Source organism: Sphingomonas sp. BGYR3 (assembly GCF_025153455.1).
GTDB lineage: Bacteria > Pseudomonadota > Alphaproteobacteria > Sphingomonadales > Sphingomonadaceae > Sphingomonas.
Genome location: NZ_JANZNT010000001.1, coordinates 2,098,123 through 2,117,958, shown reverse-complemented (window position 1 = coordinate 2,117,958; position 19,836 = coordinate 2,098,123). Strand labels below are relative to the sequence as shown.

23 protein-coding genes are annotated in these 19,836 nt (G+C 67.1%); 16 read left to right on the top strand and 7 right to left on the bottom strand.

The annotated features are described in order from the left end of the window. Positions 1 to 4: 4 nt before the first annotated feature. Positions 5 to 1,084, bottom strand: coding sequence for a cytochrome c oxidase subunit II (coxB, locus tag NYR55_RS10005; protein WP_260021127.1), 1,080 nt, complete (start codon positions 1,082 to 1,084; stop codon positions 5 to 7). Between the two features lie 223 nt (positions 1,085 to 1,307). Between coxB and pyrE the strand changes: the two genes are divergently transcribed. The 11 genes from pyrE (at position 1,308) to NYR55_RS09950 (ending at position 11,377) form a co-directional block, all read left to right on the top strand. Beyond that, positions 1,308 to 1,889 carry an orotate phosphoribosyltransferase gene (pyrE, locus tag NYR55_RS10000; RefSeq protein WP_260021628.1) on the top strand — a complete coding sequence of 194 codons (582 nt, stop codon included), beginning with the start codon at positions 1,308 to 1,310 and terminating at the stop codon, positions 1,887 to 1,889. Beyond that, positions 1,886 to 3,025: a serine hydrolase domain-containing protein gene (locus tag NYR55_RS09995; protein ID WP_260021126.1), complete on the top strand. Its 1,140-nt coding sequence runs from the start codon at positions 1,886 to 1,888 to the stop codon at positions 3,023 to 3,025. Before pyrE ends, NYR55_RS09995 begins: the two co-directional genes overlap by 4 nt. Then, complete coding sequence (locus NYR55_RS09990; protein WP_260021125.1) at positions 3,022 to 3,750, top strand: pyridoxine 5'-phosphate synthase; 729 nt, start codon at positions 3,022 to 3,024, stop codon at positions 3,748 to 3,750. The genes NYR55_RS09995 and NYR55_RS09990 overlap by 4 nt, the downstream gene beginning before the upstream one ends. Before the next feature lie 145 nt (positions 3,751 to 3,895). After that, positions 3,896 to 4,300: a holo-ACP synthase gene (acpS, locus tag NYR55_RS09985; RefSeq protein ID WP_260021124.1), complete on the top strand. Its 405-nt coding sequence runs from the start codon at positions 3,896 to 3,898 to the stop codon at positions 4,298 to 4,300. A gap of 12 nt (positions 4,301 to 4,312) precedes the next feature. Beyond that, a complete protein-coding gene (gene lepB, locus NYR55_RS09980; RefSeq protein WP_260021123.1) occupies positions 4,313 to 5,191 on the top strand; it encodes a signal peptidase I in 879 nt (292 codons plus the stop codon). Continuing rightward, positions 5,188 to 6,291: an AI-2E family transporter gene (locus NYR55_RS09975; RefSeq protein WP_260021122.1), complete on the top strand. Its 1,104-nt coding sequence runs from the start codon at positions 5,188 to 5,190 to the stop codon at positions 6,289 to 6,291. Before lepB ends, NYR55_RS09975 begins: the two co-directional genes overlap by 4 nt. Then, on the top strand, positions 6,291 to 6,920 hold the full coding sequence (gene maiA / locus NYR55_RS09970) for a maleylacetoacetate isomerase (protein WP_260021121.1): 630 nt from the start codon (positions 6,291 to 6,293) through the stop codon (positions 6,918 to 6,920). The genes NYR55_RS09975 and maiA overlap by 1 nt, the downstream gene beginning before the upstream one ends. A 100-nt stretch (positions 6,921 to 7,020) precedes the next feature. Continuing rightward, the gene (locus NYR55_RS09965) at positions 7,021 to 7,944 is read left to right on the top strand and encodes a hypothetical protein (RefSeq protein ID WP_260021120.1); all 924 of its coding nucleotides are present in this window, start codon (positions 7,021 to 7,023) and stop codon (positions 7,942 to 7,944) included. Then, positions 7,941 to 8,471: a DUF2141 domain-containing protein gene (locus NYR55_RS09960; RefSeq protein ID WP_260021119.1), complete on the top strand. Its 531-nt coding sequence runs from the start codon at positions 7,941 to 7,943 to the stop codon at positions 8,469 to 8,471. The genes NYR55_RS09965 and NYR55_RS09960 overlap by 4 nt, the downstream gene beginning before the upstream one ends. Positions 8,472 to 8,499: 28 nt before the next feature. After that, positions 8,500 to 9,690, top strand: a complete 1,191-nt coding sequence (locus tag NYR55_RS09955; protein WP_260021118.1) for a glycosyltransferase — start codon at positions 8,500 to 8,502, stop codon at positions 9,688 to 9,690. A 67-nt stretch (positions 9,691 to 9,757) separates the two neighbouring features. Then, positions 9,758 to 11,377, top strand: a complete 1,620-nt coding sequence (locus NYR55_RS09950; RefSeq protein ID WP_260021117.1) for an alkaline phosphatase D family protein — start codon at positions 9,758 to 9,760, stop codon at positions 11,375 to 11,377. On the opposite strand, the gene NYR55_RS09945 is transcribed toward NYR55_RS09950, so the two are convergent. Both NYR55_RS09945 and NYR55_RS09940 read right to left on the bottom strand, forming a co-directional pair. Further along, on the bottom strand, positions 11,374 to 11,745 hold the full coding sequence (locus tag NYR55_RS09945) for a bleomycin resistance protein (protein ID WP_260021116.1): 372 nt from the start codon (positions 11,743 to 11,745) through the stop codon (positions 11,374 to 11,376). The genes NYR55_RS09950 and NYR55_RS09945 overlap by 4 nt on opposite strands. Further along, complete coding sequence (locus NYR55_RS09940) at positions 11,742 to 12,530, bottom strand: SDR family oxidoreductase (RefSeq protein WP_260021114.1); 789 nt, start codon at positions 12,528 to 12,530, stop codon at positions 11,742 to 11,744. The genes NYR55_RS09945 and NYR55_RS09940 overlap by 4 nt, the downstream gene beginning before the upstream one ends. 146 nt (positions 12,531 to 12,676) lie before the next feature. Between NYR55_RS09940 and NYR55_RS09935 the strand changes: the two genes are divergently transcribed. Together NYR55_RS09935 and NYR55_RS09930 are read left to right on the top strand one after the other, a co-directional pair. Continuing rightward, a complete protein-coding gene (locus NYR55_RS09935; protein ID WP_260021113.1) occupies positions 12,677 to 13,453 on the top strand; it encodes an ATP-binding cassette domain-containing protein in 777 nt (258 codons plus the stop codon). Further along, positions 13,450 to 15,000 carry an ABC transporter permease/substrate-binding protein gene (locus NYR55_RS09930; protein WP_260021112.1) on the top strand — a complete coding sequence of 517 codons (1,551 nt, stop codon included), beginning with the start codon at positions 13,450 to 13,452 and terminating at the stop codon, positions 14,998 to 15,000. The genes NYR55_RS09935 and NYR55_RS09930 overlap by 4 nt, the downstream gene beginning before the upstream one ends. Here the strand turns inward: NYR55_RS09930 and NYR55_RS09925 are convergent. Beyond that, positions 14,969 to 15,466 carry a DUF427 domain-containing protein gene (locus NYR55_RS09925; RefSeq protein ID WP_260021111.1) on the bottom strand — a complete coding sequence of 166 codons (498 nt, stop codon included), beginning with the start codon at positions 15,464 to 15,466 and terminating at the stop codon, positions 14,969 to 14,971. The genes NYR55_RS09930 and NYR55_RS09925 overlap by 32 nt on opposite strands. Next, positions 15,463 to 15,816, bottom strand: a complete 354-nt coding sequence (locus NYR55_RS09920; RefSeq protein ID WP_260021110.1) for a DUF393 domain-containing protein — start codon at positions 15,814 to 15,816, stop codon at positions 15,463 to 15,465. Before NYR55_RS09920 ends, NYR55_RS09925 begins: the two co-directional genes overlap by 4 nt. 62 nt (positions 15,817 to 15,878) lie before the next feature. On the opposite strand from NYR55_RS09920, the gene NYR55_RS09915 reads away from it, so the two are divergent. From NYR55_RS09915 to NYR55_RS09905, 3 genes are all read left to right on the top strand, one after another. Further along, positions 15,879 to 16,829, top strand: coding sequence for an FAD-dependent oxidoreductase (locus NYR55_RS09915; protein WP_260021109.1), 951 nt, complete (start codon positions 15,879 to 15,881; stop codon positions 16,827 to 16,829). Continuing rightward, the gene (locus tag NYR55_RS09910; RefSeq protein WP_260021108.1) at positions 16,826 to 18,013 is read left to right on the top strand and encodes an NAD(P)/FAD-dependent oxidoreductase; all 1,188 of its coding nucleotides are present in this window, start codon (positions 16,826 to 16,828) and stop codon (positions 18,011 to 18,013) included. Before NYR55_RS09915 ends, NYR55_RS09910 begins: the two co-directional genes overlap by 4 nt. Positions 18,014 to 18,285: 272 nt before the next feature. Beyond that, the gene (locus tag NYR55_RS09905) at positions 18,286 to 18,651 is read left to right on the top strand and encodes a hypothetical protein (RefSeq protein ID WP_260021107.1); all 366 of its coding nucleotides are present in this window, start codon (positions 18,286 to 18,288) and stop codon (positions 18,649 to 18,651) included. Between the two features lie 355 nt (positions 18,652 to 19,006). Here NYR55_RS09905 and NYR55_RS09900 read toward each other — a convergent pair whose 3' ends face one another. After that, the gene (locus NYR55_RS09900) at positions 19,007 to 19,138 is read right to left on the bottom strand and encodes a hypothetical protein (RefSeq protein ID WP_260021106.1); all 132 of its coding nucleotides are present in this window, start codon (positions 19,136 to 19,138) and stop codon (positions 19,007 to 19,009) included. Then, positions 19,135 to 19,833 (bottom strand): uracil-DNA glycosylase, encoded by a 699-nt coding sequence (gene ung / locus NYR55_RS09895; protein WP_260021105.1) that lies wholly within the window; start codon positions 19,831 to 19,833, stop codon positions 19,135 to 19,137. The genes NYR55_RS09900 and ung overlap by 4 nt, the downstream gene beginning before the upstream one ends. Between the last annotated feature and the right edge of the window lie 3 nt (positions 19,834 to 19,836).

Here is a 19,836-nt window from a genome sequence, read left to right as displayed (position 1 = left end):
GGCCTTAATTGCCCTGATTGCCGGCGGCCCAGTCGGCCGCGCTGTCATTGGTTACGGCGGCAGCATCGGCCGCATTCACGGTTGCCGCTTCCGGCGTCATCGTCGCGGCGGCGCTGGCGGCCGCGGTCGCGGCGCTCGGCATGGTGCCGCCCTTGGCAGCGACCCACTGCGCGAATTCGGCCTGCGACACGACTTCGACCGCGATCGGCATATAGCCGTGGCGGGCGCCGCACAGTTCGGAACACTGGCCGAAATAGACGCCTTCCTTTTCGATGGTGAACGTCGTCTCGTTCAGGCGGCCGGGGATCGCGTCCAGCTTGATCCACGCGGCGGGCAGCGCCCAGCTGTGGATCACGTCATTGGCTGTCGTGATCAGGCGGATCGGCGTGTTCACGGGCAGCACGACGCGCGTGTCGGTCGCCAGCAAGCGGGGGCCGTCGCGATCGGTGCGGAACCGGTCGCCCTTGCCGACCTCGCTCTGCTCCTTCAGCATGTTGGCGGTCAGCGACACGCCGCCATGATCGGGATATTCATACGACCAGTACCACTGGTTGCCGATCGCCTTCAGCGTCACGGCATTGGCTGGGGCAGGCTTGTACTGGTTGGCCAGCAGGCGGATCGACGGGAACGCGATGGCCAGCAGGATCAGCGCCGGCGCAACGGTCCACACAACCTCGATCAGCGTGTTGTGCGAATTCTTTGACGGCACCGGGTTGGCGGCGCGGCGATAGCGGAAGATCACCCAGATCAGCAGGCCGAGCACGAACACCGAGATGATCGTGATGATCGGCATCAGCATCACATTGTGCAGCCACAGGCCGTCGCGGCCATTGGGCGACACCTGATCCTGCAGGCCGATGGCGTTCGCAATCGGCTGACCCACGCCGGGGGTCGGCGCGCGCTTGAACGAGCCATCCGGGTTAAGCGTGGGGTCCGCCGGCTTGGCGGGCGTGGCTGCCGCATCGGCGGCCGGGGCGGCGGCGGTCGGCGCGGCGGCGGCGGGCACAACGGCCCCATCCACCGGCGCGGCTTGTTGGGCCAGGGCCATGCCAGGCCCGGCCAATGCAAGCAGGGCGGCGAGCATGAAGGATTTTCGTCCAGACAGATGCATCGTCGTCGTTCGTCCGTTTCTGATCCGCGCCCGCGCCAGACAATTCGGCCGGGTGCTGTGCGGGAAAATACCCGACAGGCGGCCTATACGACGCGTATTCCAGCGCCTCAAGCATTGATCCTGCCTTTTTTGGAAACATTGCAGCCGGGGTCCGGCGGCTCTAAGGGAACAGCGCGCGGATCACCGGGGAATGATGATGACCGACGAGGATATTCTGGCTGAATTTCGGGCGGCGGATGCGCTGCTTGAGGGGCATTTCATCCTGTCGTCCGGCTTGCGCAGCTCACGCTATCTGCAATGCGCACGGGTGCTGATGAACCCGGCACGGGGTGCCCGTCTGGCGAATGAACTGGTCGCCCGACTTCCCGAATCGGTTCGTTCCGCGATCCAGGCGGTCGTCTCGCCCGCCATGGGCGGCGTCATCGCCGGGCATGAAATGGGCCGGGCGCTTGGCGTCGATGCCATGTTCCTGGAACGGCCCGATGGGGTGTTCCACCTGCGCCGCGGTTTCCGCCTTGATCCCGGCACGCGCGTGCTGATGATGGAGGATGTGGTGACGACCGGCCTTTCCTCGCGTGAGGCGATCCGGGCGATCCGCGAAGCGGGCGGCGAAGTGGTTGCCGCCGCCGCCCTCGTTGACCGGTCCAACGGCACGGCCGACCTTGGCGTCCCCTTCCATCCGCTGATCCGGCTGGAAGTCGCCACCTATGCCGCCGATGCGCTGCCCCCCGAACTGGCAGCGATCCCCGCCATCAAGCCGGGCAGCCGCGCGGCATGATCCGCCGGCTGCGCGCCGCCGCCGCAGCGATGCTGTCCCCCCTGGCGTTGCTGGCAATGGGCGCGGCCGCGCATCAGGCCCCCTCTGGTCAGGCCGGCTCTGCCATCGATGAGGCGGCGCTGGCCGCTGCCGTGAACCCGGAAACCGCGCCGGGCACCATCCTGATCGCGCGAGGCGATACCGTGATCTACGAGCGGGCGTTCGGGCTGATCGACCCGCGGGCCACGGAGACCCACCGGCTGGGTGCCGTGTGGCGCTGGGCGTCGGTGACCAAACAGGTCACCGCCACCATGGCCATGCAGGAAGTGGCGGCAGGTCGACTCGATCTGGATGCGCCCATCACGCGCTACCTGCCCGACAGCAAGGCACCCTATGCCGGTCAGATCACGGCCCGGATGCTGATGCAGCACGTATCCGGCCTGCCCCGGACCGAAGAAGGGCCGGCGGGCATGGACGGCTGGTCGACCTTTTACAGCGTCGATCGGGACAGCCCGCAAACTGGGCGCAGCTGGTGCGAAGGGCCGACGACGCGCAAGCCATTGTCCGAATTCTTCTATGGCGACTGCGACTTCATCATAATGGCGGCGGTGGTGGAGGCGACCAGCTGCAAACCGCTTGCCACCCTGATCGACGAACGCATCGCCCGGCCGCTCGGCCTGACCAGCATCGGCCTGTTTCCCGGCGCGGCACCCACCGTGCCGGGCTTTGCCGACGGCAAGCCCGAATCAACGGCGTTCCGGCTGGAAAATTTCGGTGGAGCCGGCGCGCTGTACGGCACGACCCGCGATCTTCTGGCATTTGACCGAGCGTTGATGACCGGCAAGCTCCTGCCCGATCCGCAGCGGGCGGTGATGTGGACCGGCAAACCCGAATATGGCTATGCCGCACTCGGCCAATGGTCGTTCAGCTCGCCGTTGAAGGATTGCGGCAACGTGCCGGTGCGGATCGTCGAACGGCGCGGCTTTATCGGCGGGGTCGTCCTGCGCAACATCATCCTGCCCGATCAGGACATGGTCGTCATCATGACGTCCAACCGGGCCGAGGCCGAAGCGGCCTTTGGCGAAATCTGGCAGCAGGCGGGCATCACCCATGACGTGCTGCGCGCCGCCCTATGCTCAACCGGAGTGCCTTCATGACCGAATTCCTGCGTCTCGGCGTCAATATCGACCATGTCGCCACCGTGCGGAATGCACGGGGCAGCGGCTTTCCCGATCCGGTGCGGGCCGCGCTGCTGGCGGCGGATGCGGGCGCCGACGGCATTACCGCGCATCTGCGCGAGGATCGCCGCCACATCACCGATGACGACATCGCCCGCCTGTCAGACGGATTGCCGATCCCGCTTAACCTGGAAATGGCGATGACGGACGAGATGCTGGCGATTGCCTTGCGCCACCGTCCCCACGCCGCCTGCATCGTGCCGGAAAAGCGCGAGGAGCGGACGACCGAGGGCGGGCTCGATGCCACCGGTCTCCACAATCAGCTTGCCCGGTTCTGCGATGCGCTCACCGATGCAGGCATCCGCGTCAGCCTGTTCATCGAACCCGATCCGCGTCAGATCGAGGCGGCGCTGCGGCTCAAGGTGCCGGTGATCGAACTGCACACCGGCCTCTATTGCGAGCTGGAGGGCGAGGCACAGACCGCCGAACTGCGCCGGATCAGCGATGCCGCCGCGCTCGCCGCCAAGAACGGCATCGAGGTACATGCCGGGCACGGCCTCACCTTTGACAACGTGGTGCCCATCGCCGCCATCCCGCAACTGCGCGAATTGAACATCGGCCATTTCCTGATCGGGGAAGCGATCTTCGACGGCCTTGGCCCGGTGGTACGGCGGATGCGCAACCTGATGGATCAGGCGCGGTGAGGGCCTTTTCTGCGCCTCACGGCGGCACGGCACCGGCCCGCTCCCCCGCCCCGCCACCCATTTCAGCATATCCTGTCGATGGGTGGCGGGGCGGGGGAGCGGGCCGGTGCCGCCTTCCCGATCGTCAGATCGGGACAAAGGCTCCATGATCCTCGGCCTCGGCTCGGACCTGTGCAATATCGAGCGGATCCAGCGGTCGATCGATCGGTACGGGGACCGGTTCATGCGCCGTTGCTTCACCGAAATCGAACGGGCAAAGGCGCAGCGGCGGCCCTATACGGCGGCGGGAACGCTGGCCAAGCGGTTCGCCGCGAAAGAGGCGTTTTCCAAGGCGGTCGGCACCGGGTTCAGCCGCGGCGTGTTCATGAGCGACATCGGCGTGGTCAACGCGCCCTCCGGCGCCCCCACCCTGGCGCTGACCGGCGGGGCAAAGGCGCGACTTGACGCGATGACGCCGCCGGGCCACGCAGTCCGCGTGCATCTGACGATGACCGACGATCATCCATGGGCTCAGGCCTTTGTGGTGATCGAGGCGGTCCCGCTGACCTGAGTTAGGACGATTATGGCCGCCGATCCTGTGGCGACGACGAACGAAACCCCCGCCGCTGCGCCTGCAAAGGGCGGCACCGACTGGTGGGGAGAGGCAAAGGGCCTGTTCTGGCTGATCCTCGCCGTGCTCGGCTTTCACAGCTTCATTGCCAAGCCGTTCTACATCCCGTCGGAATCGATGATGCCGGTGCTGATGAAGGGCGACCGGCTGGTCGTCACCAAATATCCCTATGGCTATTCGTTCGTCAGCCCGACCTTTCACATCCTGCCCTTCATTCCGGGCCGGGTGTTCGGCAGCCTGCCGGAACGCGGCGACATCGTCATCGTCACCCCGCCCCAGTCCGGCACGGATTATATCAAGCGGGTGATCGGCCTGCCCGGTGACCGGATCGAGGTGAATAATGGCGTCGTCTCGCTGAACGACGAACCGCTGAAGCGGGTGCGCAGTGCCGACCGCATCATCCCCGTCGACGCCAATGCCCAGTGCGACCCGGCGCAATATCCCGGCGCGCGCTTTACCGCCCCCGATGGGCGCGATTATTGCCGCCTGCCCATCTATCGCGAAACACTGCCCGGCGGGCGCAGCTATGACACGATCGATGTCGAATTCCGCCCGCGCGCCGATAATTTCGGCCCGGTCACGGTGCCGGAGGGTCATGTGTTCCTGATGGGCGACAATCGCGACAATTCCGCCGACAGCCGCTTTTCCATTGCAGAGGCGGGGCTTGGCGGTCCGGTGCCGTGGGAAAATATCGGCGGACGGGCCGAATTCATCACCTTCAGCTTCGATGGCGAGGGGACGTGGAGCCCGCTGACCTGGTGGGGATCGCTGCGCCCGGGTCGCGCCGGCGAATCGCTTCGTCCGGAACAGGATAGCGACTCGGCCAAATGAGCAAGGTCGAGGAACTGGTCGATCAGGGGCCGGGTCCGAACGAACTGCGCGATCCGTTTGTCCGCCGCGAATTTCGCAAGGCGACCGTCTGGGCCAGTGTCGGCATCGCCATCGCGCTGATCGTGCTGCTGGTTCAACCGCTGCTGATCATCTTTGCCGCGCTCGTCTTTGCCTCGATGCTGGACGGCGGCGTGCGGCTGCTCGGCCGGGTGCTGCCGATCTGGCGCGGCGCGCGGCTGCTGATCGTGCTGGCGGCGGCGATCGGGTTTCTTGCCTGGGTGTTCTACACCGCCGGCGTCCAGATTTCGGTTCAGGCCGACCAGCTGCGTCAGGTGCTGGAGGTACAGGGCAACCGCCTGATCGACTGGGCGAACGACAACGGGCTGCTGCCCGACCGGCCCGCCCTGTCCAGCCTGGCGCAACAGGCGGCGGGATCGATCGGCCGGCTGACCAGCGCGGTCGGATCGCTGGTCGGCGGGGTGACGACGATGATCCTGATCTTCATCATCGGCCTGTTCGTGGCGATGGACCCGCGCATCTATGAACGCGGTCTTGCCTGGATGGTCCCATCCGGTGGGCGGCGCGATTTCGCCATCACGCTCGACCGCATGGCCTGGACCATGCGGCGGCTGCTCGCTGGACGGCTGATCGGCATGGCGTTCGAAGGGGTGGTGACGTGGATCGCCCTGTCGCTGGCCGGCGTGCCGATGGCGCTGGTGCTGGGCATCATCACCGGCCTGCTCGCCTTCATTCCCAATATCGGCGCGCTGATGTCGGGTATTCTGATGGTCGCGGTCGGCTTTTCGGCCGGGCCGGAACAGGGCGTCTGGGCCATCATCATCTATTTCGCGGTTCAGAATTTCGACGGCTATGTCGTCATCCCGATGATTGCCAAGCGCACGGTGGACATGCCCCCCGCCCTCACCGTGTCGTCCCAGATTCTCGCCTCCACCCTGTTCGGGGTGCTGGGGCTGGCGCTGGCCGATCCTATCGTGGCGATGATCAAGGTCGCGCTGGAACGCGAATCGGAACGCGAGGCGGAAAGCGCGACGCTGGACGCCGCGCTCAAGGGCGCCGGGGCGCAGGCAGAGGCTGGCTGATGCTGACATTGTATGACTATTTCCGCTCGTCGGCGGCCTATCGCGTGCGCATTGCCCTCAATCTCAAGGGTGTGGCCTATCGCCGCGTCCCGGTGTCGCTGATCGACAATGCCCATCACGCCGCCGACTATCTGGCCCGCAATCCGCAGGGGCTGGTGCCCGCACTGGACACGGGCGAGGGCGTGGTCACGCAAAGCCTGGCGATCATCGACTGGGTGGACGGGACCCAGCCTGGACCGCGCCTGATCCCCGCCGATCCCATGGCGCGCGCCCGCGCACTGGCGATGGCGCAACTGATCGCGTGCGATATCCACCCGCTGAACAATCTGCGCGTGCTGCGCTATCTGGAACAGCCGCTGGGGCTGGAAAAGCCGGTGCGCGACACCTGGTATGCGCACTGGATTCATGAAGGGTTCTCGGCGCTGGAACAGATGGCGGGCGACGGCCCGTTTCTGGGCGGCGATGCGCCCGACATCGCCGACATCTTCCTGGTGCCGCAAGTGGCGAACGCGCGCCGCCTGAATGTAGATCTGGCCGGCTATCCCCGGCTGGTTGCGGCCGATGCCCGCGCCTGCGCACTGCCGCCCTTTGCCGCCGCCCATCCCGACCGGGTAAAGCCGGAAGGCTGACGGATTTGCCGGGCCATCGCAAAGCGGCTATGCGGCCCGCCGGAGTTCGGCCGCCCCATCCGGCCGATCCGCCGTGCTGGCGGCTGAGGGAGGGTTGAGGATGGAGCAGCGGACGGCCGATACAGCGCCGATCGCGCCGTCCGACCTGGGCGGTCTCGAACCGATGCGCGGGACGGATTCGTCCTGGCCGAAATGGATTGGCATCGTCGTGTCGGTGCTGATGGCCGGCGGCCTTGCGCGCGAATTGTTCGATGGCGGGCTGGCCGGATTCAGCGCCCAATTGCCCCGCAATCCCGTGTTCTACCTGTGCTTTGCTGTGTCCTACATGGCATCGCCGCTGGGCGATTTCGTCATCTATCGCCGGCTCTGGGGCCTGCCCGTGTCGGGCCTGGGTGCATTGTTGCGCAAACGCATCGCGAACGATGTCGCCATCGGTTATTCCGGAGACCTGTATTTCTATGCTTGGGCGCGTCAGCGGATGCGGATGGTCACCTCGCCCTTCGGCAACGTCAAGGATGTGACGATCCTGTCCGGCGTCACCGGCAACATCGTCACGCTGACCATGCTGGCGATTGTACTGCCCTACGGCGCGGACCTGATCCCCGACCGCGATTTCCGCAACATCGCCCTGTCGGCTGTGGTGATGTTCATGCTGTCGGTGCCGTTCGTGCTGTTTTCCCGCAGGGTTTTCGCCCTGCCCTATCCCACGCTTTGGGCGATCAGCGGGGTTCACCTGCTGCGAATCGTCATCGACAGCATTTTCCTCAGCCTCGCCTGGCATCTGGCGATGCCGGACGTGCCGCTGATCGAATGGGCGTTTCTCGTTGCGGGACGCCTGCTTGTGTTCCGCCTTCCGCTTGTGCCCAACAAGGACCTTCTTTTCGCCAACTTCGCCATTATTTTTATAGGGCAGAGAGAAGCACTCAGCGATCTCGTCGCGTTCGGCGCGACGTTGACGCTGCTGGTGCATATCGGACTGGCGATCGTGTTCGCCCTGTCTGCGGTGACGAGGAAAGTGGAATGACCCTGTTTGCCAAGAGCGGCCGTGCGGCGCTTGGCCTTGCGGCTGCAGCGATGCTTGCGATGCCCGTTGCGGCCAAGCCGCCGCTGGGATCGGATTCGGCTGCGTGCGTCAATGGTGAAACGGCGATTCAGGTCAATGTAAACGGCCTGAAGGACAGGACCGGCCGGCTGAAGCTGGAATTGTGGCCCGCCAATGACGAGGATTTCCTGAAGGACGACAAGGTGCTGCGCGCCGAGGGCAAGTTCTTTCGCCGCGTCTGGGCCGACATGCCCGCCTCCGGCCCCGTCACCTTGTGCATCAAGGCGCCGGCACCCGGCCGCTATGCCCTGCTGTTCACGCACGACCGCGACGGCAAGAACAAGTTCAATTTCTGGCGGGATGGCGCTGGCTTTGTCAGCAACCAGAAACTGGGCCGCAGCAAGCCCAAGCTGGCTCAGGCGACCGTCACCGTCGGCAATGGCGTGACCACGGTCAACATCACGGCGCAGTATATGCGCGGCCTGTCCGGCTTCGGCCCGGTCGCCTGACGAAAGGGACCGGGCACCCGCCCCCGTCATGCGCGTCGTCGACGTCAACGAATATTATTCGCCCACCGGCGGCGGTGTGCGCACCTATCTGGACCGCAAGATGGAGATCATGGCCGAGCTGGGCCATGAGCTGTTCGTCATTGCGCCGGGCCGGGAAAGCTGGGTCGAGGAACGGCCCGGCGGCGGCCGCATCTATTGGGTGAAGGCGCCGCGCCTGATTTTCGATACCAATTACGGCATCTTTTTCTCCGGCCGCGAAATCCGCGCGCTGCTGGACGAATTGAAGCCCGATGTCGTCGAAACCAGTTCGCCCTGGCGGCCGGGCTGGATCGTCGGCAACTGGCAAGGTGACGCGCTCAAGGTCTATTTCGCGCATAACGATAATGTCGGCGCCTATCCGATGCGCTGGTTCGAAGGGTGGGCCAGCCCCGCCCGGATCGAGCGGGCGTTTCAGTGGTACACCGATTACATGGCCAGTTTCCTGGTCAAGTTCGACGCCTTTGTCAGCAATGGCCCCGCGCTGGCAAAGCGGCACCGGCGGCGCGGCCTGACCGTGCATCATTCCGCCGCACTGGGGATCCAGCCGGGCATCTTCTCGCCCGATCACCGGGACGAGGCGTTCCGCGAATCGCTGCTCGCCCAGCTTGGCCTGCCGCGCGATGCGCATCTGCTGCTCGGCCTTGGCCGGCACCACCCCGAAAAACGCTGGCCGATGATTTTCGACGCGGTCGAACGCGCCGGCTCTGTCATGCCGGTCGGCCTGATTCAGATCGGCGCCGGCGTCGACAGCCGATCGGTCCAGCGCCGGGTCAAGGACAGCCCGCACATCAAGCTGTTCCGCCCGATTTACGATCGCGCCCGCCTTGCCCGGATCATGGCCAGTTGCGACGCGCTGATCCACGGATCCGACGCCGAACCCTTTGGCCTGGTGGGGCTGGAGGCGATTGCGTCCGGCCTGCCACTGATCGCGCCGGACGAGGGCGGCTTTGCCGAAATCGCCGACCCGCTGATCGCCGAAACCTATGAGGCGCGCGACGCACGTTCCGCCGCCGCCGCGATCAAGCGTCTGTTCGAACGCGAACCGGCGATCCTGCGCGCCGCCACCCGGCGGGCCGCGGCACAGGTGCTGTCCGACCGTGAACATGCCGAACAGCTAGTCGCCTATTACCAGACGCTGCTCGATGCCCGCGCCGACCGGCGGGCCGCGGCGGCCGGCTGACCGGCCTGTAATCAACCCGACATGAAGCGGGTGCAGGGCATCGGAACCTTGTTCCGGGACCCCTGCCATGACCCTGATCCTTGATCGCCGCCACCTGATCCTGTCCGCGACGCTCGGCGTCGGCGCGCTGGCCCTGCCGCGCATCGCGCAGGCACAGGCATCGCAGCTTGGCTTTACCCACGGCGTTGCCAGCGGTGAGCCGGGCCAGACGCACATGCTGTTCTGGGCCCGCTATGTCCCATCGGGCGGCGGCGCGGTGAAGATCCGGGTAGAGGTGTCGGAAACGCCCGATTTCGCCCGCATCGCCGGCGGGGCGGAAGTCAGCACCGGCCCCTGGCGCGATCATACGGTCAAGGCGGTGGTGATGGGCCTGACCCCCGGTACGCGCTATCATTACCGCTTCATCGCGCCGGATGGCAGCATCTCGATGATCGGGCGCACCCGCACCCTGCCTGACGGCGATGTGCGCGATTATGGCATCGGCGTCTTTTCCTGCTCCAACATCGGCTTTGGCTGGTTCAACGCCTATGCCCATGCCGCCGCGCGCGACGATATCGACCTGACCGTCCATCTCGGCGATTATTATTACGAGTATCAGAAGGGCAATTACCCCGCCGATGCCCAGGCGATCGCATCGCGCGTTCCCCAGCCGCTGAACGAGATTCTGACGCTGGCCGATTATCGCCTGCGCATCGCCAGCTATCGCGCCGACCCCGACCTGATGGCGCTGCACGCGGCAAAGCCGATGATTCTGCAATGGGACGATCACGAAACTGCCAATGACAGCTGGGAAGGCGGCGCCCAGAATCATCAGGGGAATGAGGGCGACTGGGCCGTGCGAAAGGCGATGGCGATTCAGGCCTATCGCGAATGGCTGCCCGTGTCCGATGCCCCTTGGGCCAGCTATCAGATCGGCTCGCTCGCCACGCTGTTCCGCACCGAAACCCGCGTGCTCGCCCGGACCCAGGAAAAGGACATCGCCCCGCTGTTCAAGGCCGCCGATCCGGCCCGGGCTCTTGCCGAATTCCGCGATGGCGCGTGGATGGACCCGTCCGCCACGATGATGGGCCTGCCGCAGGAGGCGTGGCTGGCCGATGCCATGACCGCATCGGTGCGCGGCGGCACCCGGTGGCAGGTGGTCGGTTTCGGCACGATCATGGGTCAGACCCGCTCGCCCGCCAGCGCAATCGAGTGGATGGCAAAGGATGCGCCCGATTATGTCCGCCAATATGTGATGGCTGGCATCATGGCGTCAAAGGCGGGGCTGCCCCTCAACTTCGATGCCTGGGGCGGCTATCCGGCGGCGCGGGCGCGGTTCCTGAAATCGGCACAGGCGATGGGCGCCAACCTCGTCGTGATCGCGGGGGACAGCCATAATGGCTGGGCCTATGACCTGGCGCAGGACGGCAAGCCTGCGGGGGTCGAATTTGCCGGCCATTCGGTCACCTCGCCCGGCTATGAAGGCGCGCTTGCCGCCGACCCAGCGGTCGTCGCCCGTGCGCTGGTCGACACCAATCCCGAACTGAAATGGTGCGACACCAGCCGGCGCGGCTATATGAAGCTGACGCTGAACTCCGACAGCGTCCGCAACGACTGGGTGTTCATGGACACGATCCGCGACCGCTCGCCAAAGGGGCGGGTGGGCCACAGCGCAACCGTCGCGCGCGGCCGCAACGTCATGGCCTAATCCGCCGGGTTGCGGATCAGCCGCAACAGGCTGCCGTCCGGATCGATCAGATAGCCGATCGTCCGCCCCGATGCCGGATCCAGCGTCGGCGGGTGCAGCCGGGGAAAGCCGGCGCGCGCATCCGGCACCCCCGCCGCCAGCGCCGCTGCGCAGACCGGCTCGATATCGTCCATCCGCAGGCACGCGCCGAAACTGCTCGTCGCCGGATCAAGATCGGGCCAGGGAAAGAATTCCAGCGTCATCGCGCCCCGTTCCAGGATCATCCAGCCGCCGCCACGCCACGCCACCGCGAACCCCAGCGGCGCATAAAAGGCGATGGTCGTATCGAAATCGCGCGACGGCAGGTTGGGTGTCGCCTGATCGGTCACAACGATCCGCGCGCCTGCCGCCGCAGCTTGCCGGGCAGCCAGCGGGCGGCGAACTGCATCCGCTCGGCCGTCTTGCCCACCACGGTATGCACCTCCTTGCCATGCACGGCCCGCCACGCCGCCTCGGCCACCCGCTCGACCGGCGTCAGCTCCAGCCCCGCCCGCTGCACCCGCTCGCGGACATTGGCGTTGGACCCGACGACATTGGCGTCCAGCAGCGGCGTTTCGATAAAGCTGGGCATCAGCGATCGGACCTTGATCCCCGCCCGGTACCATTCGCCCTCCAGCGATTCGGTCAGGCCGCGCACGGCAAACTTCGTCGCTGAATAGACTGCCGTGCCGGACGTCCCGTAAATTGCGGCGGCAGAGGCGGTGTTGAGCAGGCAGGAACCCGGCGTTTTCACCAGATAGGGAAAGGCGAGCACCGCACCATGAACGACTCCGGTAAAATTGATGTCGATCAGCCGGTGCAGGTCATCCAGCGATGTTTCGTGCATCGGCCCGCCCACCGCAATCCCGGCATTGTTGAACAGCACGTCCAGCCGCCCGCCGCTCAGGGCGCAGAAATCGGCCAGCGCTGCCCGCCATTGTTCCGGTTCGCGCACATCCATCCGATAGGTGCTGGCCGTGCCGGGCGGAAAATCGGCCAGCGCCTCGACCAGCGCCGCCTCGTTCACATCGGCCAGCCCGACGCGCCACCCGCGAGAGGCAAACAGCCGCGCGGTCGCAAGGCCGATGCCCGATGCGCCGCCGGTGATGAAGATCGCACGCGCATCCCTTGCCATGGTCATCCCTCCTGCCTTCTGTTTTGTTGCCCCAACCTAGACCCGGCCTGGCACCGCCGCCAAGCCCCCCGCCGGATACCGACCGGCCCTCACAGGCAAAGTCGGCTTTTGACGTGGGCCGGGCTTTTCCCCACAATCGCGCATCCATGCCGGCCACCCCATCGCCCCCCGCCATCGCGCTGACCGATGTGACCCGCCGGCACGGTACGGTCGCAGCGATGGACGCGGTGTCGCTGGATATCGCGGCGGGCAGCTTTGTCGCGCTGGTCGGGACCAGTGGGTCCGGCAAATCGACACTGCTGAAAACGATCAACCGGCTGGTCGTGCCGGATGCTGGCCAGGTGCGGATCGACGGGCGCGACATCGCCGGTCAGGCCCCGGCCATGCTCCGCCGGAACATCGGCTATGTGTTTCAGAACATCGGCCTGTTCCCGCATCTGACGGTGGGGGAGAATATCGCGATGGCGCTGCGTCTGGCGGGACAGCGGCGGACCGGCGATCGCGTGGCCGAACTGCTCGCCCTGGTCGATCTGCCCGCCGATTACGCCTCCCGTTCGGCGACCGCCCTTTCGGGGGGACAGGCACAGCGGGTCGGCATTGCCCGCGCGCTGGCCGCCGCCCCGCGCATTTTATTGATGGACGAACCGTTCGGCGCGCTGGATCCCGTTACCCGCGATACGCTGGGCCGCGCCATCCGCGCGCTGCACGACCGGCTGGGGCTGACCACGCTGTTGGTCACGCACGACATGGCAGAGGCGCTGCTGCTGGCCGACCGGGTGCTGGTGATGGACCGCGGGCGCATCGTCGGCGACGGTTCGCCTGCCGATCTGATCGCAGGCAGGGCGGGGGCGGCGGCGGGCGCGCTGGTCGCGGTGCCGCGCGAACAGGCGCACCGGCTTGCCGCGCTGGAACGGGGCGAATGAACGGCGCCTTTGCCCGCGTGCCGGACCTTGCGGCCCAGCATCTGATCCTGGCCGGATCGGCGCTGCTGCTCGGCCTGATGGTCAGCGTGCCGCTGGCCGTGGTCGCCGCACGGCGACCCTGGGCGGCACGGATCGCGCTTGGACTTGCCAGCCTGGTTCAGACCATTCCGGCGCTTGCCCTGCTCGCGCTCTTTTATCCGGTGCTGACCGGACTGTCGGGGCTGGTCGGCGGCGGCGTGCCCGCGCTCGGATTTCTGCCCGCGCTGCTGGCGCTCACGTTGTATGCCGTGCTGCCGATCCTGCGGAACATCGTCACTGGCCTTGCCGGCCTCGACCCGGCGGTGATCGAGGCAGCGGACGGCATGGGCATGACCGCGTGGCAGAAACTGCTACTGGTCGAGGCACCGCTGGTTGCCCCCATCGCCATGGCGGGCATCCGCACCGCCGCGGTGTGGACGATCGGCGCGGCGACGCTGTCCACCACCGTCGGCCAGCCAAGCCTGGGCGATCTCATCTTTGCGGGGCTTCAGACGCAGAACTGGGCGCTCGTCCTTGCCGGATGCGTGGCGGCCGCCGGGCTGGCGCTGGCGGCGGATGCACTGCTTGGGCTGATCGAACGGGGTTTGCGGGCGCGGCGGCGATGGATGCTGTGGGGCGGGCTGGCGGCGATGCTGGGCGCGGTGCTGCTGGCGCTGGCCCCCGCGCTGCTTCCCGCCGCGCAGGGCCGCGTCGTCACCATCGGGGCAAAGGGGTTTTCGGAACAGTTCATCCTCGCCCGGCTGATCGGACAGCGGCTGCAGGCGGCGGGATACCGGGTCCGCTATCGCGAAGGGCTTGGCTCCGCCGTCGTGTTCGCCGCGCTGAAATCCGGCGATATCGACCTGTATGTCGATTATTCCGGCACGATCTGGACCAACGAGATGCGGCGCAGCGACGTTCCCTCGCGCGAGGCGATCGTTCGCGGTGTCGGGCAATGGGCGGCCCGCGACCATTCGGTCACGCTGCTGGGGCCGCTGGGCTTCGAAAACGCCTATGCCTTTGCCATGCGGCGGGCGGATGCAGAGCGGATGGGCATCGACAGCCTGGATGACCTTGCGCCCGCATCGCCGCGCCTGTCCTTTGCCACCGATGTCGAGTTTCTGGAGCGGCCCGAATGGGTGGCGGTTCGCCGCGCCTATCCAATCCGGTTCAAATTATCGACACCCTATAACCCCAGCTTCATGTATCGTGCCATCGAAAGCCGTCAGGCGGATGTCATCTCTGCCTTTTCCTCCGATGGGCGGATCGCGGCGCAGGACCTGAAGGTGCTGGCCGATCCGCGCCATGCCATTCCGGGCTATGACGCGATCCTGATGCTCGCCCCCGGCCGGGCCGACGATGCGGCGCTGGTCGCGGCGCTGCGTCCCCTGATCGGCGCGATTCCGGTAGAGGCGATGCGACAGGCCAACTGGATGGTCGACCGCGACACCGACAAGCGCAGCCCGGATCAGGCGGCGGCCTGGCTGGACGAACGGCTTACCAGAACTGGGTCCCCGGCGGCCCCTTGAACGGTCCGGCCACATGGCTGGTGATCCAGCCGCCGTAAAACCCGCCCGGTTGCGGCGTCACCTGTTCCCCGTCCACCCGAACCTCGTCGAACGGCGCGGGATAGAATGCGATGTGATCCTTCATCGCGGCAAAGGCGGGCGTCGGGCTGGGATAGCTCCACCCCACGCCCTCCATCCGCTCGCTGCCGATGACGAGGTCCCAATATCGAGCCTGCCCTTTCCATTCGCACATCGACCGGCGGGGATTGGGGATCAGCAGGCCGGGCACGATGGCATCGGGCGGCAGGTAATAGCTCGGCGGATGGCTGGTCTCCAGCACCTGAAACCCGCCGCGCGTTTCCGCCACCACGTGCCCCCGATGGCGGATCAGGATGTGGCGGGTGTTGGGCCGCAGCACTGCCGGGCGGGGATAATCCCACACGCTTTCCTGCCCCGGTGCGGTCGGATCGGGGTCCGGCCACCTCATCGCGCGGCCACCCAGCGTTGCAGGCGGGGCCGGATGCGCAGGAACCGGCGGTACAGCCATTCCAGCCCCGTCAGCACCAGCGGCACCCGCGCCAGCTCGCCCAGCGGCCGCAAGAGCGGGATCGCCCGCCACATGGCGGCAAAGGCTGCGGCGCCGGACAGCATCCGGTCCCCCTCCCGCGCGTGAAACCGGGCGAGCAGTTCGGCCCGGTCCACCGGGCAATCGGCGGGCGCATCCCCGCTGACATCCAGAAAGTTGATCCGCCCGCGCCGGTCCAGCAGCCGCATCAGCGCAATTTCCCGCGTACAGAGCGGACAAGCCCCATCGAACCAGACTGTCACCTGTGCCATGGGCGACCATATAGGTGGCGATGGGTGCCGGGATAAGCTGGACCAAAGGACGAAGGGCAAAGATGCGGATTGCGATCATCGGGGCGGGCATGGCGGGTCTGTCGGCGGCGGACGCGCTGACGGCGGCGGGCCATGCCGTCACCCTGTTCGACAAGGGGCGCGGACCGGGCGGGCGGATGAGCACCCGGCGCATGGCCCTGCCCGAAGGGGCCGCGGATGGCACCGAGGTCCAGTTTGACCATGGTGCGCAATATTTTACCGCCCGCGATCCGGGCTTTGCCGCGGCGGTCGAGGGGTGGGCACAGGCGGGCGTGGTCGCCCGCTGGCCGGTTGCGGGCGCGGATGCCTGGGTCGGTACGCCGGGCATGAACGCCGTGATCCGGGCGATGGCGGCGGCGCATGACGTGCATTGGGGCACGCGCATCGACGCACTGGTCGCCGACGGGGCCGGATGGCGGCTGACCGGGGCGGGCGAGGCGCAGGCGTTCGACGCGGTGGTCATCGCGGTGCCGGCAGAACAGGTGGCGGCGCTGGCCAGCCCGCATCTGCCGGACCTTGCCGCCGCGGCAGAGGCGACCCCCTCTGCCCCGTGCTGGACGATGATGGCGGCGTTCCCCGAAGGCATCGCAATCCCGGCCGACACCATCCGCGATGCCGGCGCCATCGGCTGGGCCGCGCGCAACAGCGCCAAGCCGGGCCGGACGGGGCCGGAGGCGTGGGTGGTGCAGGGATCGCCCGGCTGGTCGGCCGAGCATCTGGAGGAGGACGCCCCCGCCATTGCGGACGCGCTGCTGGCCGAACTGGCGGTCCATGCGGCATCGCCTCTGCCCCCGCCATTGCAGCTGACCGCCCATCGCTGGCGATATGCCCGGTCGGGCGGGCATGGCGGGGCGGCTATGTGGGACGCGGATCGGCGGATCGGCGCGTGCGGCGACTGGCTGATCGGCCCGCGGATCGAGGCGGCGTGGCTGTCCGGCCGGGCGCTGGCCAACCGGATCATCGACGCGGGATGACCGATACCTATGACGCCATCGTGCTGGGCGCAGGCGCGGCGGGCATGTTCTGCGCTGCCGAGGCGGGCAAGCGGGGCGTGCGCGTCCTGCTGGTCGATCACAATGACGCGCCGGGGCGAAAGATCCTGATTTCCGGTGGCGGGCGGTGCAATTTCACCAATATCCACACCGCGCCCGACCGGTACCTGTCGGCCAATCCGCATTTCGCCAAGTCCGCGCTGGCGCGGTACACCCCGGCCGATTTCGTTGAACTGATCGACCGGCATGGCATCGCCTGGCATGAAAAGACGCTGGGGCAGCTGTTCTGCGACGGGTCGGCGAAACAGATCGTGGCGATGCTGCGCGACGAATGCGATGCGGGCGGCGTCGACTGGGCGCTGGGTCAGGCGGTGGGCGAGGTGGGCCATGCCGATGGCTGCTTCACCCTGTCGCTGGCCGGGCGCCGGGTCAGCGCACCGCAACTGGTGATCGCGACCGGCGGCCCGGCCATCCCGAAACTGGGTGCGAGCGGCTATGCCTATGATTTGGCCCGCCGGTTCGGGATGAAGGTGGTCGAGCCGCGCCCGGCGCTGGTCCCCCTGACGCTGGGCGGCGACGATGTGCTGTTCCGCGAACTGTCCGGCGTGGCAGCCCCCGTGGAGGCAAGCGCGGGCAAGGCGCGGTTCCGCGAGGCGGCGCTCTTCACCCATCGCGGCCTGTCCGGCCCCGCGATCCTGCAGGCATCCAGCTATTGGCGGCATGGCGAGGCGGTGGGCATCGATTTCCTGCCCGATCGGCCCGCCGACTGGCTTGTCGCGGCCAAGCGGGCGCGGCCCCGGCAGACGGTGGCAAAGGCGCTGGCCGAGGCGCTGCCCGAACGGCTGGCCACCGTGCTGGCCGAACGGCTGGCGCTGGCCGGCGAACTGGCAGCGCAGACCGACCGCGCGCTGGCGGCGGCGGGCGAGCGGCTGGCGCACTGGCTGTTCCGGCCGAACGGGACGGAGGGCTTTGCCAAGGCCGAGGTGACGGCGGGCGGCATCGCCACTGCCGGGCTGTCGTCGCGGACGATGGAGGCGCGCGGCGTGCCCGGCCTTTATGCCATTGGCGAGGCGGTGGACGTCACCGGGTGGCTGGGCGGATACAATTTCCAATGGGCCTGGGCGAGCGCCCATGCCGCGGCGGAGGGGATGGCCGAGCGGCGCTGACCGGCTGACAGTTTTGACAGAATGACCCGGTTTCTGGCGCAAGGTGTCAACGACGCGACAGGCACGCGACGGAGGAGGTACCGGACGGGAGAGCGCGCGCTGCATCGACCAGGGTGAAGCACGCGAAACCCAACATTGCCATGATTTTTGCCTTGCCCAAGCTGGACCCCGGCACCAGGCCAGGGTGACGGTTGGGGCTGAGGCGAAGGGCAGAGCCATCCCCTTCGCCCGACCTGCCACGGGATCCCGGCAAACTCAGTGTAGATCAACCCGTGAACAGCAGGATCATCGCCGGGGCGCACCCAAACCTCTATTCGAACGGATCCGTGATTGACGGCTGTTTTGTCGGGTGGTTCGAAACAGACCATGTGATGGGTATCGCGAATGCCAAAACGAACGCGATTTGGATCAAGAACGGGAATAGAAACTCTTCCGGCTCCATCGACAAGAGCAGCATCAGAGACCAATCCGATGCCATTGCGGTAAGGATCACCACCGGAGAGATAGACAGCATCGACGATAGCATTGTCCGGCTAGCCACCGTCCATCCGGCCAGGAACCGCCGCAATGCAAAGGCGACGATGCCACCGAATAGCGCGCAGGAAATGGCCCACAGAACCATCACGATCATGCCGTAAACACTTCCCCTTATGCTTGCGGTCCAATCGGTGCTGAAAAACGGCAACATCCGCAATGGTTCTATGGCTGAAAGACAGCTTTCCGAAGCTGGTCCATGAACGCCATTTGCCCGGCAAAACCCGTTTGCTGCATCCTCACACCGACACCCGTCAGTGCGGCAATGGATGGCGCGCCAGTCGGGCGGGTAGCGCGCGGCGCGCTGGACCTTGGGGTTCGCCGGGGTGATGGATCGGGGGTGGGGCGGTGGCAGAGAAAACCCTCACCCTTCCCACCGCCTGCGGCGGCGGGCCCCTTCCCTCTCCCGCAGGCGGGAGAGGGAGGGAGGCGCGTCAGCGCCGGAAGGGTGAGGGTTTTCTAACGCGGTTCGTCCGGCTTTTCCGACTCGCCCTGACCGGCCATGGCGCGGGCCTGGGCCTTGCGGCGTTTCAGGTTGTCGCGCAGCGCCTGGGCGAGGCGGGCCTGGCGGTCGGCGTCCTTCTGGCTCATGCCGCCGCCTCTGCCGCGTCGGGCAGGCGCCAGTCAATCGTGCCCCTCCCCTGCGCGGCCAGAAAGGCGTTCGCCTGGCTGAAATGGCGGCAGCCGAGAAAGCCGGTATGCGACGACAGCGGCGAGGGATGCGGCGCGGTCAGCACATGGTGGCGGCCGCGATCGACGGCGGCGGCCTTTTTCTGCGCATGGCTGCCCCAGAGCAGGAACACGACCGGCTGGGGCGAGGCGTTGACCGCAGCAATCACGGCATCGGTAAAGCGTTCCCAGCCGCGCCCCTTGTGCGATGCGGCCTGCCCCATTTCCACGGTCAGGACAGTGTTGAGCAGCAGCACCCCCTGCCGCGCCCATGCCTCCAGATGGCCGTGCCGCGCGGGCGGGATGCCAAGGTCGCTGGCGAGTTCCTTGTAGATGTTCACAAGGCTGGGCGGCACGCCGACGCCGGGGCGGACGGAAAAGCACAGGCCATGCGCCTGACCCGGCCCATGATAGGGATCCTGGCCCAGAATGACGACGCGCACCGCGTCCGGCGGGGTCAGGTCAAGCGCGCGAAACCATTCGGACGCAGGCGGAAAGATGCGCTTGCCCGCCGCCCGTTCCGCCAGCAGGAACGCGCGCAATTCGGCCATATAGGGCTGGTCGAACTCGCCCCCGATCTGCGCCAGCCATTCGGGCCGAAGCCGCACCCCGGCCATGCG

Bases quoted from the DNA above. Each gene is read 5' to 3' on its own strand.
- ung (WP_260021105.1), bottom strand. From the start codon at position 19,833: ATGGCCGGGGTGCGGCTTCGGCCCGAATGGCTGGCGCAGATCGGGGGC.
- NYR55_RS09900 (WP_260021106.1), bottom strand. From the start codon at position 19,138: ATGAGCCAGAAGGACGCCGACCGCCAGGCCCGCCTCGCCCAGGCGCTG.
- NYR55_RS09915 (WP_260021109.1), top strand. From the start codon at position 15,879: ATGCGGATTGCGATCATCGGGGCGGGCATGGCGGGTCTGTCGGCGGCG.
- NYR55_RS09965 (WP_260021120.1), top strand. From the start codon at position 7,021: ATGGAGCAGCGGACGGCCGATACAGCGCCGATCGCGCCGTCCGACCTG.
- NYR55_RS09940 (WP_260021114.1), bottom strand. From the start codon at position 12,530: ATGGCAAGGGATGCGCGTGCGATCTTCATCACCGGCGGCGCATCGGGC.
- coxB (WP_260021127.1), bottom strand. From the start codon at position 1,084: ATGCTCGCCGCCCTGCTTGCATTGGCCGGGCCTGGCATGGCCCTGGCC.
- lepB (WP_260021123.1), top strand. From the start codon at position 4,313: ATGGCCGCCGATCCTGTGGCGACGACGAACGAAACCCCCGCCGCTGCG.
- NYR55_RS09920 (WP_260021110.1), bottom strand. From the start codon at position 15,816: ATGGCACAGGTGACAGTCTGGTTCGATGGGGCTTGTCCGCTCTGTACG.
- NYR55_RS09955 (WP_260021118.1), top strand. From the start codon at position 8,500: ATGCGCGTCGTCGACGTCAACGAATATTATTCGCCCACCGGCGGCGGT.
- acpS (WP_260021124.1), top strand. From the start codon at position 3,896: ATGATCCTCGGCCTCGGCTCGGACCTGTGCAATATCGAGCGGATCCAG.
- NYR55_RS09995 (WP_260021126.1), top strand. From the start codon at position 1,886: ATGATCCGCCGGCTGCGCGCCGCCGCCGCAGCGATGCTGTCCCCCCTG.
- NYR55_RS09950 (WP_260021117.1), top strand. From the start codon at position 9,758: ATGACCCTGATCCTTGATCGCCGCCACCTGATCCTGTCCGCGACGCTC.
- NYR55_RS09930 (WP_260021112.1), top strand. From the start codon at position 13,450: ATGAACGGCGCCTTTGCCCGCGTGCCGGACCTTGCGGCCCAGCATCTG.
- NYR55_RS09990 (WP_260021125.1), top strand. From the start codon at position 3,022: ATGACCGAATTCCTGCGTCTCGGCGTCAATATCGACCATGTCGCCACC.
- maiA (WP_260021121.1), top strand. From the start codon at position 6,291: ATGCTGACATTGTATGACTATTTCCGCTCGTCGGCGGCCTATCGCGTG.
- NYR55_RS09960 (WP_260021119.1), top strand. From the start codon at position 7,941: ATGACCCTGTTTGCCAAGAGCGGCCGTGCGGCGCTTGGCCTTGCGGCT.
- NYR55_RS09935 (WP_260021113.1), top strand. From the start codon at position 12,677: ATGCCGGCCACCCCATCGCCCCCCGCCATCGCGCTGACCGATGTGACC.
- pyrE (WP_260021628.1), top strand. From the start codon at position 1,308: ATGACCGACGAGGATATTCTGGCTGAATTTCGGGCGGCGGATGCGCTG.
- NYR55_RS09925 (WP_260021111.1), bottom strand. From the start codon at position 15,466: ATGAGGTGGCCGGACCCCGATCCGACCGCACCGGGGCAGGAAAGCGTG.
- NYR55_RS09910 (WP_260021108.1), top strand. From the start codon at position 16,826: ATGACCGATACCTATGACGCCATCGTGCTGGGCGCAGGCGCGGCGGGC.
- NYR55_RS09975 (WP_260021122.1), top strand. From the start codon at position 5,188: ATGAGCAAGGTCGAGGAACTGGTCGATCAGGGGCCGGGTCCGAACGAA.